This is a genomic window from Flaviaesturariibacter aridisoli (assembly GCF_004343705.1).
GTDB classification, from domain to species: Bacteria; Bacteroidota; Bacteroidia; order Chitinophagales; family Chitinophagaceae; genus Flavisolibacter; species Flavisolibacter aridisoli.
Map to the genome: position 1 here is coordinate 109,530 of NZ_SKFH01000009.1, position 17,424 is coordinate 126,953.

12 protein-coding genes are annotated in these 17,424 nt (G+C 60.4%); 9 read left to right on the top strand and 3 right to left on the bottom strand.

Annotation, left to right across the window (positions count from 1 at the left end; genetic code table 11):
* Positions 1-11: 11 nt before the first annotated feature.
* From E0486_RS07920 to E0486_RS07945, 6 genes are all read left to right on the top strand, one after another.
* Positions 12-968, top strand: a complete 957-nt coding sequence (locus tag E0486_RS07920; RefSeq protein WP_131851616.1) for an N-acetylornithine carbamoyltransferase — start codon at positions 12-14, stop codon at positions 966-968.
* A complete protein-coding gene (argB, locus tag E0486_RS07925; RefSeq protein WP_131851617.1) occupies positions 965-1,750 on the top strand; it encodes an acetylglutamate kinase in 786 nt (261 codons plus the stop codon). The genes E0486_RS07920 and argB overlap by 4 nt, the downstream gene beginning before the upstream one ends.
* Entirely contained in the window at positions 1,743-2,816 is a 1,074-nt protein-coding gene (locus tag E0486_RS07930; RefSeq protein ID WP_131851618.1) for a M20 family metallo-hydrolase, read from the top strand. Before argB ends, E0486_RS07930 begins: the two co-directional genes overlap by 8 nt.
* Positions 2,813-4,117 carry an argininosuccinate lyase gene (argH, locus tag E0486_RS07935; RefSeq protein ID WP_131851619.1) on the top strand — a complete coding sequence of 435 codons (1,305 nt, stop codon included), beginning with the start codon at positions 2,813-2,815 and terminating at the stop codon, positions 4,115-4,117. Before E0486_RS07930 ends, argH begins: the two co-directional genes overlap by 4 nt.
* 183 nt (positions 4,118-4,300) lie before the next feature.
* Positions 4,301-5,584 carry a sensor histidine kinase gene (locus tag E0486_RS07940; RefSeq protein WP_131851620.1) on the top strand — a complete coding sequence of 428 codons (1,284 nt, stop codon included), beginning with the start codon at positions 4,301-4,303 and terminating at the stop codon, positions 5,582-5,584.
* Positions 5,577-6,266, top strand: a complete 690-nt coding sequence (locus tag E0486_RS07945) for a response regulator transcription factor (RefSeq protein WP_131851621.1) — start codon at positions 5,577-5,579, stop codon at positions 6,264-6,266. The genes E0486_RS07940 and E0486_RS07945 overlap by 8 nt, the downstream gene beginning before the upstream one ends.
* A gap of 2 nt (positions 6,267-6,268) precedes the next feature.
* Here the strand turns inward: E0486_RS07945 and E0486_RS07950 are convergent, their stop codons facing one another.
* Positions 6,269-10,237, bottom strand: a complete 3,969-nt coding sequence (locus E0486_RS07950) for a caspase family protein (RefSeq protein WP_131851622.1) — start codon at positions 10,235-10,237, stop codon at positions 6,269-6,271.
* 383 nt (positions 10,238-10,620) lie between these two features.
* Entirely contained in the window at positions 10,621-10,857 is a 237-nt protein-coding gene (locus E0486_RS07955; protein ID WP_131851623.1) for a hypothetical protein, read from the bottom strand.
* Between the two features lie 218 nt (positions 10,858-11,075).
* On the opposite strand from E0486_RS07955, the gene E0486_RS07960 reads away from it, so the two are divergent.
* The 3 genes from E0486_RS07960 to E0486_RS07970 are packed head-to-tail and all read left to right on the top strand — an operon-like array spanning position 11,076 to position 14,022.
* Positions 11,076-12,155 carry a sensor histidine kinase gene (locus tag E0486_RS07960; RefSeq protein WP_131851624.1) on the top strand — a complete coding sequence of 360 codons (1,080 nt, stop codon included), beginning with the start codon at positions 11,076-11,078 and terminating at the stop codon, positions 12,153-12,155.
* A complete protein-coding gene (locus E0486_RS07965; RefSeq protein WP_131851625.1) occupies positions 12,137-13,246 on the top strand; it encodes a sensor histidine kinase in 1,110 nt (369 codons plus the stop codon). Before E0486_RS07960 ends, E0486_RS07965 begins: the two co-directional genes overlap by 19 nt.
* Positions 13,243-14,022 (top strand): LytR/AlgR family response regulator transcription factor, encoded by a 780-nt coding sequence (locus E0486_RS07970; protein ID WP_131851626.1) that lies wholly within the window; start codon positions 13,243-13,245, stop codon positions 14,020-14,022. Before E0486_RS07965 ends, E0486_RS07970 begins: the two co-directional genes overlap by 4 nt.
* Before the next feature lie 175 nt (positions 14,023-14,197).
* Here the strand turns inward: E0486_RS07970 and E0486_RS07975 are convergent, their stop codons facing one another.
* Positions 14,198-17,236, bottom strand: coding sequence for a ligand-binding sensor domain-containing protein (locus E0486_RS07975; protein WP_165917239.1), 3,039 nt, complete (start codon positions 17,234-17,236; stop codon positions 14,198-14,200).
* Between the last annotated feature and the right edge of the window lie 188 nt (positions 17,237-17,424).

The window sequence follows — 17,424 nt, forward strand, 5'->3', positions numbered from 1 at the left end:
CCGCCACAACCATGAAGCATTTTCTCTCCGCCTTAGATGTGCCCGATGTAACCGCGCTGGCCGACAGCGCCGCGGCCTTCAAAGCAGCGCCGCGTTCCGCCGAAACGCTCGGACGCGGCAAGCGCATCGGCTGCCTCTTTCTCAACCCAAGCCTGCGCACGCGCCTCAGCACGCAGGTAGCTGCGCAACAGCTCGGCATGGAAGCCATCGTGTTCAACGTGGGGGCCGAGGGCTGGGCCCTCGAGTTCGCCGAAGGCGCCGTGATGAACGGAACCACCGTGGAGCACGTGAAAGACGCAGCGCCCATCCTCGGCCAATATTTCGACATCCTCGCCATCCGCACCTTCCCGGGACTGAAGGACCGCGCTGAAGATTACAGCGAGCGCTACATCAGCCAGTTTGTAAAATACGCCGGCGTGCCAGTAGTCAGCCTCGAAAGCGCTACGCTGCACCCGCTGCAAAGCCTCGCCGACCTGCTGACCATCCGTGAGACATTCGCCGGCGGCCGCCGGCCCAAAGTAGTGCTCAGCTGGGCGCCGCACGTAAAGCCGCTGCCGCAATGCGTGGCCAACTCCTTTGCCCAGTGGATGACCGTATGGGGCGGTGCCGACTTCGTGGTGACGCATCCCGAAGGCTATACCCTCGACCCGCAATACACGAAGGGCGCTAGCATCACGCACAACCAGGACGAAGCCTTCGAAGGAGCCGATTACATCTATGTAAAGAATTGGAGCTCTTACGAGCAATACGGGCAGATTCTCAGCAACGATACCGACTGGATGCTAACCCTTGACAAGCTGAAGGCAACGAATAACGGAAAGGTGATGCACTGCCTGCCCGTGCGCCGCAACGTGGAGCTGAGCGACGAAGTGCTCGACTCCGCGCACAGCCTGGTAACCCAGCAAGCGGGCAACCGCGTGTGGGCAGCGCAGGCTGTTCTCGCCGACATCTTAAAATCGAACGCATGAAAGAGCTGACGGTCATCAAGATCGGGGGCAACATCATCGACGACGAAGAGCGCCTACACGGTTTCCTGCTCCGGTTCGCGGCCGTAGCGGGAGCGAAGGTGCTCGTGCACGGCGGGGGCAAGCTGGCCACGCGCCTCGCGGGCGAGCTGAAGATCCAACAGCAACTCGTGGATGGGCGCCGCATTACCGATGCGGAAACACTCAAAGTAGTGACGATGGTTTATGCCGGCTGGGTCAATAAATCGATCGTGGCGGGCCTGCAGGCGCTGGGCTGCCCGGCCATCGGCCTTAGCGGCGCCGACGGCGACGCGGTGCGGGCGCAGAAGCGCCAGGCGAGCGCCATCGACTACGGCTTTGTCGGAGATGTAACTGCTATCAATGCGCCTTTTTTGCATACGCTGATCGAAGCCGGGCAGACGCTGGTGCTCGCGCCGATCACTCACGATGGCAACGGTCAGCTGCTTAACACCAATGCCGATACCATCGCGCAGGAAACGGCCACAGCCCTCGGCGCGCTTTATTCCGTGCGGCTGGTGTATTCGTTTGAAAAAGCCGGTGTGCTGCGCGATGCGGACGACGACCAATCAGTTATCTCCGAAATAAACCCGGAACGCTACGCGACGCTGAAGGCCGACGGTATCGTTTCGGGCGGCATGCTGCCGAAGCTGGACAATGCCTTCCGCGCCCTCGCGGCCGGTGTGCAGGAAGTAATCATCGGCCAGGCTGAAGCGCTGCCGGCGCTGCTTTCGGGCCAAAGCGGAACCCGCATTCATCATGGCTAACTACACCCTCGAACAGTTACAGGAAAAGGCACTGGCGCTATTGCGGCAACTCATTGCCACTCCTTCTTTCAGCAAAGAGGAGGAGCGCACCGCCTCGCACATTGCGCGTTTCTTTGAAGCCGAAGGTATTCCCTGTTACCAGGAGGGCTACAACGTCTTCGCCCGCAACCGGCACTGGAATGAAGGCGCCCCGACCTACCTGCTCAACTCCCACCACGACACGGTGAAGCCGGCGCCTTCCTACACCCGCAATCCCTTCGAGGCAACCATCGAAGACGGTAAATTGTACGGGCTGGGCAGCAACGATGCCGGCGGCCCGCTCGTGGCACTGATCGCGGCCTTCCTGTATTTCTACGACAGAGAAGACCTGCCGTTCAACCTCATTATGGCCGCCACCGCCGAAGAGGAGATCTCTGGCCGCGGCGGTATTGAAAAGATCCTGCCCCTGCTCAGCGACATTGACGGCGCACTCGTGGGCGAGCCCACGAAAATGCAGCTCGCCGTTGCCGAGCGCGGCCTCCTGGTGATCGACGCCGTGGCTGCAGGGAAGGCGGGCCACGCCGCGCGCAACGAAGGCGATAACGCCATTTACCGGGCCTTGCGCGATATCATGCGCCTGCAGCAACTCACCTTCGAACGCGTGTCGCCGCTCCTTGGTCCCGTAACGGCGCAAGCCACCGTTATCGAAACGGAGAACAGGGCGCACAACGTGGTGCCGGCCCGGTGCCGGTTTGTGATCGACGTGCGCGTGAACGAATGCTATACGCTGGAAGAAGTGCTGGCGCTGCTCCGCTCCGAGCTTTCGTCTGCACTGACGCCCCGCAGCCTCCGCCTGCGCTCTTCGGTGATCGGCGACGACCATCCGCTCGTGCGCGCCGGGCGTACCCTCGGCCGCGAAGCCTACGGTTCGCCTACTACCTCAGACAAGGCGCTGCTGCCCTTTCCCGCGCTCAAGATCGGCCCGGGCGACTCGGCCCGCAGCCATACCGCCGATGAATGGATCGGCATCGACGAACTGAACGAAGGCATCCGCCTCTACATCGAACTCTTAAAGCAATTGGAATGAAACTCTGGCAGAAAGACAGTACCGCTACCGCCGCCGGCATTGAATCGTTTACCGTGGGCCGCGACCGTGAATTCGACCTCCTGCTGGCACCTTACGACGTGCAGGGCTCTATTGCACACGTTACGATGCTCGGCGAAGTGGGCCTGATGACCGCGGAGGAAGCGGCCACCGCCGCGACCGCCCTGCGCGAGATCGCCGTCGAAATCGAAAAAGGCAGCTTCGTTCTGGAAGAAGGTGTGGAAGATGTGCATTCGCAAGTGGAGCTGCTCCTCACCCGCCGCATCGGCGACACCGGCAAGAAGATCCACAGCGGCCGCAGCCGCAACGACCAGGTGGCTGTCGACATCAAACTGTTCCTGCGCGCACAACTACTGGAGCTGAAGAACGACGTGCGCGGCCTTTTCGACGTACTGCAAGGGCAAAGCGAGCGTTTCAAAGACGTGTTGCTTCCGGGGTATACGCACCTGCAGCTGGCCATGCCTTCGTCCTTCGGTCTCTGGCTCGGCGCTTATGCCGAAAGCCTTGCCGACGACCTGCTGCTGCTGGCAACAGCCTACGAGTTCTCCAACAAAAACCCGCTGGGCAGCGGCGCGGGCTACGGCTCGTCGCTGCCCCTAAACCGGCGCCGCACGACGGCGCTGCTGGGCTTCAGCGACCTGCATTATAATTCTGTGTACGCGCAAATGAGCCGCGGGAAAACGGAACGCTTTGCCGCAACTGCGCTGGCCGCCATCGGGGCCACCGTAGGTCGCCTGGCGATGGATTGCTGCCTGTACCTGAACCAGAACTTCGATTTCATCTCCTTCCCTTCCGAACTCACCACGGGCAGCAGCATCATGCCGCACAAGAAAAACCCCGACGTATTCGAACTTGTTCGAGGTAAATGCAACCGCCTGCAATCGGTGCCCAATGAGCTGGCCTTGTTGCTGGGCAACCTGCCTTCTGGCTATCACCGCGAACTGCAGCTCACTAAGGAGATCGTATTCCCCGCTCTCGGCGAGCTCCGGGCCTGCCTGCAGATGACCACCCTTATGCTCGGACAGATGGAGGTGCGCCGGGATATTCTTAACGAAGAAAAGTACCGCTACGCTTTCAGCGTGGAAGCAGTCAACGCGCTGGTCAACGAAGGCGTGCCCTTTCGCGAAGCCTACCGCCGCGTAGGCAACGACATCGAATCGGGCAACTTCCGCTACGACACGTCGACGGAGTTGCGGCACACGCATGAGGGCAGCATCGGCAACCTGTGTACCGCAGAAATACGGGAGGTCTTTGAAAAGGTAGCGGCGCGCTTCCAGGACTGATCTTTTTAGCCGCCCGCGGCTCATTACAGCCACCCGTAGGGAAACAGGAAGGAACATCGGGGCATCTCCTTCGGGCACCAGGGGCAGAAGGAAACAGCGACCTCCAACGGCACCGGACTAAAAAATACGTTAATCGGTCCGGAAAATGGTCCCGTTCGGCCGCAGGCGGCGAACTTTACCTCCATGACCCTGCGCGCCCAAACGCTTCGCCTCGGCATCGTGATCGCCACCGTTGTGATCGCTACCATCATTTGCTTCCAGCTCGTTTGGCTCAACAAGATCTACCGGCTCGAGCAAAAGCAGTTCGACCATGCCATCGCCCGTGCCGTGCGCTCCCTCTACGACGACATCGGGCTCAAGATCAACGCCGATTTCAACCTGAGCCAGCTGATTGAAACTCCCGACAGCCGCACCTTTTTCATCCGCCTCGACAGCCTTCCCACGACCGACAGCCTCGGTAGCCTCGTGCGGGACGAGCTGGAGAATGAAGGCGTGTTCACCAATACCTATGTCGGATTGTACGACGGACGCCGGCGTGCCTACACCGACACCGCCTTCCTGCCCTCTCCCACCGCGCCGCGCGTCACCAGCCTGCGGCTGCCCGAGCCGGCGGGACGGCACGACTACCTGACGCTGTTTTTTCCGTTCCGCGACCAGTACGTTCTTTCCCTGATGCATCTCTGGATCATCGCCTCCGTGGTACTGCTGATCGTACTGCTGCTGCTCGGCTTCAGCCTCTACTATTTTTACCGGCAAAAGTTTCTCAACGAAACGCAACGCGATTTTGTCAACAACTTCACGCACGAATTCAAAACACCGCTGTCGGTGATCACGCTGGCCGCAGAGGTGCTTGAGGGGCCGAACATCGCCGACAAGCCCGACAAGCTGCTGCGCTACGCCACGGTGATCAAGGAACAAACGGTGCACCTGCAGCACCAGATCGAGCGGTTGCTGCAGCATGCTCACGCCGAATCGCAGCTGCTGCACCTCAACAAGCGCCCCGTGAACCTGCACGAGCTGGTGACGCAGGCCATCGACAACCTCGAACCGTTGGCCGCGGCTAAGAACGCCGAAGTGCAATGCGCCCTCGATGCGCGCCACTTCATGCTTGAAGGCGATCCGGCCTACCTGCTCATCGTAATCACCAACCTGCTTGAAAACGGCCTCAAATACGCCGACCAACCGAAGCTACGCGTCAGCACCCGCAACGAAAACGGATCGGTGCTGCTGTCGGTGAAAGACAACGGCCGCGGTATCGAAAAGCGCTACCTCGACCGGATCTTCCACAAATTCTACCGCGTGCCCACCGGCGATGAAGCACCGGCACGCGGGTTCGGCCTCGGGCTCGCCTTTGTGAAACGCATCGTGCAGGCCCACCACGGCCGCATCATTGTGCAAAGCATCCCCGGTGTGGGGAGCGAATTCGTGGTTAAATTGCAAACAGCCAACAACAGCCACCATGGATAAACCCAAACGCGTGCTGCTCGCCGAAGATGACCTTCCGCTGGGCGCCCTCATCCGCGAAGAGCTCGAAGAAGACGGCTACGAAGTCCTGCATTGCCCCGACGGCAACACTGCCTGGGACCAGTTTCAGCGCCAGGCGCCCGACATCTGCCTGCTCGACGTGAATCTGCCAGGGCGTGACGGCTTTAGCCTCGCCCGGAAGATCCGGCAGCGCAACGATGTGGTTCCGATCCTGTTCCTCACCGCGAAATCGATGGAGGAAGACAAGCTCCAGGGATTCGCGCATGGTGGCGACGACTATATTACGAAGCCGTTCAGCATGAAAGAGCTTCGGAGTCGGATGCAGGTATTTCTGCGCCGCACGGGCATGCTGCTACCGCAAACACAAACCGAGATCCGTCTCGGCAAGCTGTTGTTCCTCCCGGGTGAAAACCGGATCCTCAACGGCACGGATGAAGTGCTGCTCACCGCCAAGGAAACACAACTGCTTGAATTCTTCTGTACCAATCCGAACAAGATCCTGCGCCGGGAAGACATCCTTCTCCACGTGTGGGGAAAGAACGATTATTTCCTCGGGCGCAGCATGGACGTGTTCATCACCAAGATCCGCAAGCACCTGAAGCTCGACCCGGCGCTGGTGCTTGAAACGATCCCGCAATCCGGCTACCGCCTGCACCTGCCCTGAACTCAGTCCTGGGGCACGGGCACGAGGTCCCAGTCATAACCCGCGTTTTCATAGCGTGCCAGCGGCTGCTGGCGGCCGGCCGTCAGTTGCTGCACCAGCGGGTACACAAATTGTTTCAATTCACGCACCGACAGGCCGTTGTTGTAGTCCTTGTCGAGGTCGCTCGCGCTGCCGAGGGCCTGCAGGATGGCGTAAGTAAAGACGCCGTTCTGCCACTTTTCCGACTCGTAGGCAAACGCATTGCCGGCGGTGGCGGCGATGATCTCTGCACCGCTGCGGCCACTGCTTTGCGAAAAAAGCTGGCCGAACACTTCAGTACTGCTCATGCCCGCGGGCTTCGGCACCACCACGCCGCGGCTACCATCGGGCGCGCGGTGTTGCAACTGCACGCCCGCACTGACTTGCGCCAGTGTAGCCGTATCCTTGTCCACATTACCGCTGTTACAGGCGTCGATGAGCAAGAGGCGGCGCCGCGCCGGGATCCCGGTGAGCAGGCCTTCGAGCTCGCTGAAGGAGAACCCGTATTTCTGCGGGTCCGAAAAGTCCATAGGCGCCGTAGCGTAGTAGAAGTCGAGGTTCTTATCGAGCATGCCGTGGCCGGAAAAGCTGAGCACCACCCGGTCTTCCACGCCGGTGCGCAGCAACTTGCCACGCAGCGCCCGCAGCGCTTCCGGCGTTACTGATTCATCGAAGAGCGAGTCGGTCAGCACCTGGCCGCCACTGGCCCGGAGCGCCGCCAGCAGGTCGTGGCCGTCTTTTACGGCGAAACGCAGGCTGCGCGCGGTATCGGCATAGCGGTTCACTGCCACGCTGATCACCCAGGTGCGCGCCGGCAGCGGCGTTGCGGGCGCATACACCACGCGGCGGAATGCCGGCAGGCTGCTGGTTCCCGCGTTGTCGGTGGCCACCAGCACCAACTGGTTCTCACCCGATACCAGCGGCAACTTCAGGGCCCCGTCCCACTTCGCCAATGGCTGTAGAAATACGGTATCCCATACCGGCACCTGGTTGGCATAAAGCTGCATGCGCTTGAGGGGCTGCGCCCCTGCCTGAACGTTCCAGCTAATTCCGAGCACCCCCTGGGCCGTGCGGCTACCTGCGTCGGTCCGGAGGGTGAGTGCGGGCGCGCCGGCGGTGGCGGTGCGCAGGGCGGCGGCGGCTTTCTTTTCCACGGCGCCGCGATACAGGCGCAGCAGCGTCGCCACGTCCTTATTGCTTGTATCGGCGAGTTCGGCCAGCACCCGGTCGGGGCGGTTCAGTTCCGCATCCAGCCATTGCGCCGGGATGCCGCGACCGCCGCGCAACAAGCCGATCTGCGGCACGGCGCCCGGTGTGGCGTAATAGTAACCGGAAGCCGCCTGGAGCACGAAATTCTGGTCGTCGGTGATCAGGAGGCGGAAACGTTGTTGCTCGTCGGTGAGCGACCAGCATTCGTACAGACCGCTGGCCGCGCTGCCAATAACGACCGCTTTTTCGGCCGGCAATACCTGGATGAAATCAACACGCCCGTTCAGGTCGGAGCGAAAACGGCGGGCGGGCGCATCGTTATAAATGGTGGCACCGGTATCGAGCGCAATGCCGCCGGCATTAACGTGTACCCAATAGCCCCTTTCCGGGAGGAAAAATCGGATCGTACTGTCACGGCGCAGTACCGAGGTCAACGGCGCAGGGCTGACAGTAGCAGTCTGCAGGCGGAGGCGATCGAACCGTATTTCTACAATCCCTTTACCGCCGGCGGTGCGGTTGACGCGGAAGGTCCGTGTACCGGGGTCGTAGCCTGCCGAGTCGGCAATCAGGCCTCCGGTGGGCTTGCGCAGCGGCAGCAGCGTATAGCGGTCCAGCCACTGGCTGTTCGCCAGCAGCAATCCCGCGTCTTCGAGCAGGAATGGTGCATCACCCGGCAACGACGCGTATTCCCCCGGCGGCTTGCGCTGAACGGATTTACGGATACGCAGGTCGTATTCCACCAATCCTGAAAGCGTGCTCAGGGTGACCACGTTTCCTTCGTCGGAAAGCTCGAAACCGTATACCTGTTTGTCTTTATCCAACGGCACGAAGCCATAGGTCGGGAACAGGCTGCGCATTTCGACAGGCGCGAAATAGACCGAGCGTCCCGGTGCACGCAGGTTGGCGAGCAGGTACCCGCTTACGTCGTTGTAGCGGAAGGTGCAGAGCAAGCTTCCCTGCCCGGGGCTCCCCTTTTGCTCGGAAGCGTGGAAGATCTCTTCCTTCAGCACCGCCGGCGGCAGCGACCAGCGGGCGGCATAGGCCAGCACCTGCCGTGTCAGCTGGGCGGAGGGTTGTCGCCACTCCGCTTCGGTAAGATGAAAGGCGACGGCGGCCACGCATTCCACTTTCGAGACCGGCCGCTCTTTTGCGTCGCCCCAGGAGCCACGCTCAAACGGGAATTCTTTGCCAAGGCGGACTACGTGGGTGAGTTTCCAGAAAGGCTTTTGCTGCCAGAGGGCCATGTAGTAAGACGAGTCGGATTGAAACACGCCGCTCAGCAGCTGCGTTACCGGGTTCCACTGCAGGCTTTTGAGATCGATGACACCCTGGTACAGGCTGCTGCCGGTTCCGAGCGCGGCGTGCTTTAAGGGCAGCGCGGCTACGGGACGGTCCCAGTCGCCCACGCGCAGCACTTCGGCCTGCTGGCCGCTGTAGCGCAGCACGTACGGTTGGCCGTCAAGCGCCAAAAAACGTTGCCCATAGTCATCTGTTTTTTTCCGGTACACAACCAGTTGGGCGTCAAGGTCGATCACCTGCCACTCGGCCTGGTTGTATTCGATCAGGTAGGGAGTGCCCTTCAGGCGCAGGCGCGTATCGGCCTGGAAAGGAAGCTGCACCTGGATCTCGCGGTTCTCCGCAACGGCCGCCGGCAAGTGCGTTTGCAGGGTCAACCGGTTGCTGTCCACCAGCAGCGTGCGTAGTGTATCCTGAAGGAAAAAAGCAGTTTGTGGCAGGGCGGCGCGCAGGTCGGCGTGATGCACTACCCGTCCGTCGGCATGGAGCACCCACAGTTCGTTCTCGGCAAAATGTTGCGCTTCGCCGATCACCAGCAGGCGCCCGCCCGCGGCCTGCATCCGCAGGCTTTTGCTTCGGTGCAACGGTTGGTAAAAAACGAGCCCGAACCCGTCCGGGCGGTAGCGGTAAATGCTTCCTTCGGTTTGAAGTAACAGGTCTGTGCCCGCCTGTACGGATATCTGTTCGATGCTTTCGTTGCGCAGCAGGCTTTCGGCGCCGAGTGCCTTGAGCCTGGCGGTAGCGAAATCAACCTGGAACAGGTCGAAGATCGTTTGGTACTTCACCGGCTGCGCACCTTTCAGCAACAGCGGCGTGCCTTTCCAGAAGCCCGCGAAACGCAGGTAAGTTGCATCCACGGGCAACAGCTCCACGCGGCCGCTTTCGAGGTTGATGCGCGCCAGCTGGTACCGGTAGGTCTTGGCCTCGGAAAGGATTGAGTTGAGCTCCGACTCATACGCGGCACCTGTTTGCGGAAGGCTGTAGAGCACGGCCAGGGCCGTCGTTCCGGCGCTGTCGATCACCCAGTTGAGCAATTTGTACCGAAGCCCGCTCGCCGAATCGGCCAGGGGCAGCGATAGGCGGCGCCGCTCCGCCCCGGCACTATCGAGCAGGAGCAGCCCGGGTGCTCCGTAGTCCCCCGCGTTGTTTCCGTACAACAGGAGGCGCCGTCCGTCGGCACTCCAGGCGCCATTTTCCCAGCTTCCGCCCAGCACAATGCTATCGGGCGCCGCCAGGCGGCGCAGGTTGTAGAAATACAGGCGGGTCTCCGAAAAATCGTTGCGGAGAAACGCGAGGCGCCCGGCGGCGGGTGCCAGAAGCCTGCTTACGTTGAACGCACGGGAGTCGATGCCTGCCGGCAACGGCACCGATTGCTGCGCACAGGAAACCACGCCTGCAGCAGTGGCCACGGCGAAAAGCAGGGAGCGGAGCAGCGGGCGGAAGATCATGAAACAAAGCTAAGCCCCCCGGCGCCAGCCCGGCAATACCCAATTCCGGGTAGTAGGGAGTAAAAAAAATGCGGCTCCAAAAGGGAGCCGCGGTGTTAGGATAGGTTAGCAACTATTCGCCAGGTAGCGAATCAATAAGGTTGAAGAAAGCGGCCGACCTCACACACACCTTTTCACTTAAACACTCATGCGGCCTGCTTGCTTCGTGTATATTAATCGAAGGATTGTGCCAGTTTTTTATGGAACAAACGGCTGTGCAGTTAGTGTTTCCGGGTTTTCCCGATTTGCCCGTCTCAATCCTCAAACCTGCCTGCGCCCACCGCCCGGAGGTACGAAAAAGCGCCCGCAAGTGGGGCGCCCAGTAGAATTACAACCACAATTGGTCAGGCCAGCAGCGCGAAAATGTCCACACCGGCAAGATACGGGTCCAGGTGGGCGGTGTCGCGGAAGGTGGCGACGCGCAGTACCACGTTGAAATGGCTGTGGTGCGTTACTTCGATGTAGTGATCCTCCAGCTGGTAGAGGCTCAGGGTGTGGAAGCCCTCGGTGCGCTGCGCGAGCAGCACGCCCTTTTCCCAGATGGGAAGGATAGGGCTGCAAGAGGAAAAGGGGCTTTTCATATCGGATTGTTTCCATAAAGTTCCTACTCCTTTCGATGCAAAAAAAATCAAAATAGGCCGGTTTCGGCTTTTCTACGGCAAGAGGCCCCGGGGTATCGCCCACCACCCAGGAGACGCCAACCGGTCCGTCACCTAAAAGCCGCAGTTCATGCAGGCATTGCGGCCCCCGGCCCGCCCGGGGCGTGCTGTTCGACGGAAACGCAATAACTTGGGCCCTGATGAGCTGGCGTTTGTTCCATATGCCTCGCTATACCGGCCGCGACGGCACCGTACTGCTGAGCAGCATGCTCCCGCTGACGGTGATGCTGAACCTTTTTTTGTACGGGAAGCGCTATTGGACCGAGCCCGCCCTTTGCGCCGGCACCACGCTAAGCACCTTTGCCGTACTGGGCGGCGCCTACCTGCTCTTTACCCAGATCGGCGTACTGCTCGTGGAGCGCTTCCCCGGCCCCGGCCAGATGTACCGCCGCATGTCGCTGGCCCTCTCCCTGTTCCTGCTCACCGATTTCGTGGTGCTTTCGCTGATGCTGCGCGGTTACGACTATGTGAACTATTTCGGCTACCACTTCCAGGAGGGCGACTTTGTGCTGGTGTACTGCTTCTGCGCAATCCTGACGGTCTTTCTCACCTTTCTCAACGAGGGCATGGCGCGCTTCGGGCGGTACAAGGCCACGCTTGCAGAAACCGAGCAGTTGCGCCACGCCTACCTGCAAAGCCAGCTGCTGGGCCTCAAAAGCCAGGTCAACCCGCACTTCCTGTTCAACAGCCTCAACACCCTCTCTTCGCTGATCCCGGAAGATGCCGAGGCCGCCGAAGCGTTCCTCGACGAGCTGTGCAAAGTGTATCGCTACCTGCTGCGCAACAACGACGACTACCTGGTGCCGCTCCTCCGCGAACTTTCCTTCCTCCGCTCCTATGCCTACCTGTTGCAGGAGCGCTACGGGCCGGCCTTCCGCCTCGAAACGGAAGCCGCAGAGAACGAGCAGGAATTGCTGCTGCCGCCGATGACGCTGCAGTTCATCTTCGAAGACATCCTGGAGCAGAATAGCTTCTCGCGCGACGAGCCCCTGCGCATCCACGTAAGCGCTGCCAACGGCCGACTACTGGTGCGCCACAACAAGCAGGACCGCTTCCAGAGCGAACGCGCCCTCGCCGGCGAAGCCGTGCTCGAAAACCTGCGCTCCAAGTTCCAGCTGCTCGTGGGCCAGGAGCTCCACATCGCCGAAGAAGGGCGCGTACGCACCATCACCGTTCCCCTCATTCACGAAGAAAACCACGCATGGACAAGCAAAGCGTAAACTGGATGAAGCCCCTGCGCTCGGAATGGCTGTCGTTTCTGATCGCCATGCCCTTCCTATCCATTTTGCTCAACAACCTGCTGTTCAACATACGCCTTTTCACCGACCGCGACATCTGGCTGTTCGGCCTGCCCACGGTGTTTCTTATCGGCCTGGCCACCTGGTACGTACAAATACTGGTCATGCACTGGCTGCGCATCCGCCTGCCGCATGTGGGTCAGACATCTCGGCGGCTCACCTTGCTGGCGCTTGCCCATATAAGCGTTACCGTGGCCAGCTACACCCTCATCTTCTACGGCTTCGACGCCATCCGCTTCCTGGGCTATCGCCTCGAGACGGGCAAATATCATTTCGCCCTGCTGGTAGGCCTCGCCGTGTCCATGCTCGCCACCGCCCTCTGGGAAGCCGACCACTTTTTTGTGAAACTCAAATACAGCCTGGACGAAAAAAAGCGCCTGCAGCAATTGACCGTGCAGCAGGAATTCAATACACTGAAAAGCCAGGTAAACCCGCACTTCCTGTTCAACTGTTTCAATACGCTGTCGTCGCTGATCTCCGAGGACAGCCGCCAGGCGGAGGCCTTTCTCAACGAGCTGAGCCAGGTGTACCGCTACCTGCTGCGCAACAACCAGGACGGTCTCAGCACGGTGAAGACCGAGATGCGCTTCATCGAATCGTACTTCCGCCTGCTGCAAACGCGCCACGGCGACTCGATCCAGCTGCGGGTCGAGGTAGACCGCAAATACGAGCCCTACCTCCTGCCCTCGCTAAGCCTGCAATTGCTGGTGGAAAATGCCGTCAAGCACAACATCCTGTGCCGCGAGCAACCGCTGGTGATCGACATCTTCACCACCGCCGGCAACAAGCTCGTGGTAAGTAACAACCTGCAGCGCCGCAACGCGCAGCCCTTCTCCAACAAGATCGGACTCAAGAACATCGAGCACAAATACAGCCTGCTCGACGCACCGGGCTTCCACATCCTGCAGGACGAAAAGAATTTCTGCGTTGTGCTTCCGCTGATCTGGAGCAAAAACGTAAAGCCTACCTTTATCTCGCCAACAACTGCAACCACACAAAACGAAAGCTTATGAACATCCTGATTGTCGAAGACGAAGAACTCGCCATCAAGAAGCTGAAAAAGACCCTCACCGCCGTGGACGAAAGTGCCGTGGTGGTGGGCGAAAGCGACTCCATCCGCGGCACGGTCAACTGGCTGGAAAAGAACCCGGCGCCCGACCTTATCCTCATGGACATCGAACTTGCAGACGGGCAAAGCTTCGAGATCTTCAACCACACGAAGGTGAAAAGCCCCGTGATCTTCATTACTTCCTACGACGAGTATGCGCTCAAGGCGTTCAAGGTAAACAGCATCGACTACCTGCTGAAGCCCGTGCAGAAAGAAGACCTTCAGCAGGCCCTCGAGAAGTTTCGCCAGGTGAAGAACCTGTACCAGGTAGACAACGTGGCACCGAAGCTGAGCGTGGAGGAGATCGTGCGCGAACTGCAGCAAAAGCTCCAGTCGAAAGACTACCGCAAACGCTTCCTCGTAAAGCTGGGCGTGAAGCTCGTTTCCATCGAGGTGGAGGAGATCGCCTACTTCTTCAGCGACGGTCGCCTCAACTTCTTCAAGACCTTCGACAACCGTAAGTTCGTGGTAGACTATACCATGGACGAATTGGTGACGGAGCTGCGCCCGGACTCCTTCTTCCGCATCAGCCGCTCCTTCCTCGTGGCAGTGAACAGCGTGCACCAGATCCACGACTACTTCGGCAACCGGCTGCTGCTGGAGCTGAAACCCGAGATCGACAAGGAAGCCGTCGTGAGCCGGGAGAAGGTCTCCGAGTTTAAAACCTGGTTAGGTAAATAGGCCCCCTATCCCCCGAAGGGGGCACTTCGATCGATGTTTCCTATCCTTCGATCATTCCGAAAGCTCATTGAATCGAAAACCCCGCCTATGGCGGGGTTTTCGATTCAATGCTTTAGGAGTAACTGAAACCGTCGTAATAACCGACCTAGGTGCCCCCTTCGGGGGACAGGGGGCTTTACAGCACGACTCGCAACACAATGGAGAGGTTCGAATGGTCCATCGTGATCTCGAGCAGCCCCTTCATGGCCTGCACGCGGGGACCGACGGCCTGGCGGTAGCGGCTACGGAATTCGGGTACGTCTTCTTCGCAGGAGGTGATGATCTCCAGCAGCAGCATGGGTCCTTTGAGTTTTAGGTTGATGAATACCTGGTCGCAGATCACGTGCTGCAGCAGGAACTGCATCGACTCTTTATAAAAGAAAAACAGCTCGTGGCGCAGGGCCATGCTCAGGCCGAGCTGCTCCACCTTGCGGTCCACGATGAGGTCGATGTCCATGGTGTGATTACGCGTGATGCCGTCGGTGAATTCGCGGATGCGCATCAGCATTTGCTGCATGCCGTCATTGGCGGGATCGATGCTCCACAGCACATCGTCCATCGCCTCCATCATGTGGCGGCTCTTGTTGCTGATCTGGTCGATGAAGGCCTTGGACTGCTCCAGGTCGGTGCCGGCGCGGATCTTGGCGATCTCGCTGAGCACGTGGATGTCGCCGAGCGTTGTCTCCACTTCCTGGTGCAGGTTGCCGGCAATCTGCGTGCGCACCTGCTGCAGGGCCCGCAAGCGACGGATCCGCTCCCGGTCGATGAGGTAGAGTCCGAAGGCGGCGATGAGGATCATCAGCGCATAGAACCACCAGGTTTGCCACACGGGCGGGCGCACGCGCACCGGCACCGACAGTGCCACCTCGCTCGTAAGGCCGTCGGCGTCCTCACTCATCACCTTGAACGTGTAGCGACCCGGCGGGATGTAGTTGTAGATGGCGCGGTTATCGTTCTCGATGTGCACCCAATCCTTGTCGAGGCCTTCGAGCATGTAGTAATAATGAAACTTCTTCTGCGGGGTGAAGCTGAGCCCGCTGAACTCGAAGCTGAGGGCGTTGCGGTCGTAGCGCAGGTTGAGGGTGCCGGCGGCCTGCAGCGAATCAAGCGGCAGGTTGGCGCCCTGAAGCGTGATGCCGGTGATGGCGGGGCGAGGTGGAGCCATGCTTTGCGTGAAGCGCCGCGGGTCGAAGGTGAGGATGTTGTGGTCGGTGAAGAACAGCAGCTTGCCGTTCGACAGCAGCTCTACACCCGAGCGGGTAAAGTTGTCGTACAGCATGCCGTCGCGGCGGTCGTAAAAAACCACCGTCCGCTTGTCGAGGTTGAGGCGGCAAAGGCCGTTGCTCAGCCCGATCCAGAAGATGCCGCGGTAGTCTTTCTGAATCGACATGGCGTGATCGGAAGGCAGCCCGTCGGCGGTACTGAAGAAGCGCACGCGGCCCGTCTTGGTGTTGATGATGTTGATGCATCCTGCCGTGACCAGCAGCGTGGAGTCGTCGAGCTGCGACATGTCGGTCACTTCGTTGTTGAACAGGCGGTACCCTTCGGGCCCGGATGCATTCCAGGAGCGCAGCAGCTTGCCCGTGGCGGCCTGGACGCAATACAGGCCGTTGAGGAAGCAGCCGACCCAGACGTTGCCGAGGCGGTCGCGGTGGATCTTCGATACCTGCCCGGCCTTGAGCACTTCCTGGTAGCCGGTCATCGGGTCGCCGCCGGCCTTTTCGTAGTCCCACTTCAGCACGCGGCCGTCGTTGAGCCCGATCCACATATTGCCCACCAGGTCGGAAATCACCTGGCGCACGGTCTGGTTACGCAGGACGGGCGGGTTATACAAGCGCGAACGGCCCGATGCCGGCTCGTACAGCACAAAGCGGCCCGGCTGCAGCCCCATCCACACGGCACCGCTGCGCCGGTTGATGGCCATATCCCAATACGAATACTTGTTGTAGGGGGACAGGCTTTGCGGCAAGGGCAGCGGGTTGAAATCCTTGTCGTAGTAAAATAGTCCCTGCGACCAGGTGCCGATAAAGAACGAGCTGTCGGGCAGCTGGCACACGGTGAGCACGGGTGCTTCTTTGGGCTCGCCGCCAGGACGGAAAAGGCCGTAGGAAGTAAACAGCTGCGCGTCGGGGTTGAAGAGAAAGAGGCCGTTGTCGGTACAGAGCCATACGTTTCGCTGCGCGTCTTCGAAGGAATGATACAGCTGGTCGTAGCGGATGCTTTGCTCGAAGCGGCCCTCGTTGGGCACGGGGAGAAAAGGACGTGCCCGCTCGGTCCATTCGGCGAGGAAGGCGTTGCCGTGGATCCAGGTGCGGCCGGAGCGCTGGTGCAGAATGCCGGTGGGCTCGTGGTAGCCGATTCCCATTTCCTGCGACAGCATATACGATTCGTTGCGGTGCGTTTTCTTATCGATCCGCCGCACATAGGGCCAGCCGTGCTCGGGGCGCCAATACCAGTAGTAAATGTACCGGTCGGTGGGTTCAACAAAGTAGCAATTCGTGTCGCCCGCGAAGAGCGGCACGTCGGCGTCGGCGTGGTGACCGCGGCCGTAGATCTTTTTCTGGCGCGGGTCCCAGGCGAAGAGGCCGTCGTCGCCACAAACCCAGTAGCGGCCGGCCGTAGAGTCCCAGGTAATGCGCGCCAGCAGGCGCTTGCCGGCGGCTTCAAGCGGGAAGCCTTCCGCCTTGCGAAACGAAAACGAGGCGGCGTCGAAGCGGTGGAGGGGACCGAAGTTCTCGTGGAGGTACAGGCTGCCGTCGTGCCCGTAAAAGAAGTACTTGCTGCGGTAGTGGGCCACGCTGTCGCGTGCGGCCAGCACGCGGGCCTCGCGGTACCGGAAGCGGCGCGGGTCGAAGAGGGCCACGCGGTTGTTGCCGGCCAGCAGCCAGATCTGCCCGGGGCGGTCCGACCATACGGAAAGCACGCGGTCGATGGGCCCGTCGGCGGCCGATTGCGGTTGGGGCTGCACGGTGAGGAAGCGGTTGCCGTCGTAGCGTTGCAGGCCGTTTTGCGTGGCCAGCCAGATAAAGCCGTCACCGTCCTGCACCACCGAATACACGAAGTTGGACGCCAGCCCCTGGGCGGTAGTAAAATGCTGAAAGGTATACTGGCGCGTTTGCTGTGCACCGCACAACAGCACCAGCAGGCACGAAAGGGCAAGGAAAAAGAGACGCACGCAGAGGTATGTTTTGGTCAACTAAAGATAAGCTGCCGGGCCGACATCGGCGGGCAAATCATCGGGCTCCGCAGCAGTTCATCACACCGCGGCGGCAATTCATCCGCAGGGCTCGGTAGAAATACGGCAAACCTGCGCCGGAAGCGGGTTTACAGCCCATACCGAAAACGTTGCAGTTCATGCGGCTG

Bases quoted from the DNA above. Each gene is read 5' to 3' on its own strand.
- E0486_RS07950 (WP_131851622.1), bottom strand. From the start codon at position 10,237: ATGATCTTCCGCCCGCTGCTCCGCTCCCTGCTTTTCGCCGTGGCCACT.
- E0486_RS07940 (WP_131851620.1), top strand. From the start codon at position 4,301: ATGACCCTGCGCGCCCAAACGCTTCGCCTCGGCATCGTGATCGCCACC.
- E0486_RS07945 (WP_131851621.1), top strand. From the start codon at position 5,577: ATGGATAAACCCAAACGCGTGCTGCTCGCCGAAGATGACCTTCCGCTG.
- E0486_RS07965 (WP_131851625.1), top strand. From the start codon at position 12,137: ATGGACAAGCAAAGCGTAAACTGGATGAAGCCCCTGCGCTCGGAATGG.
- E0486_RS07920 (WP_131851616.1), top strand. From the start codon at position 12: ATGAAGCATTTTCTCTCCGCCTTAGATGTGCCCGATGTAACCGCGCTG.
- E0486_RS07955 (WP_131851623.1), bottom strand. From the start codon at position 10,857: ATGAAAAGCCCCTTTTCCTCTTGCAGCCCTATCCTTCCCATCTGGGAA.
- E0486_RS07960 (WP_131851624.1), top strand. From the start codon at position 11,076: ATGAGCTGGCGTTTGTTCCATATGCCTCGCTATACCGGCCGCGACGGC.
- E0486_RS07970 (WP_131851626.1), top strand. From the start codon at position 13,243: ATGAACATCCTGATTGTCGAAGACGAAGAACTCGCCATCAAGAAGCTG.
- argH (WP_131851619.1), top strand. From the start codon at position 2,813: ATGAAACTCTGGCAGAAAGACAGTACCGCTACCGCCGCCGGCATTGAA.
- argB (WP_131851617.1), top strand. From the start codon at position 965: ATGAAAGAGCTGACGGTCATCAAGATCGGGGGCAACATCATCGACGAC.
- E0486_RS07930 (WP_131851618.1), top strand. From the start codon at position 1,743: ATGGCTAACTACACCCTCGAACAGTTACAGGAAAAGGCACTGGCGCTA.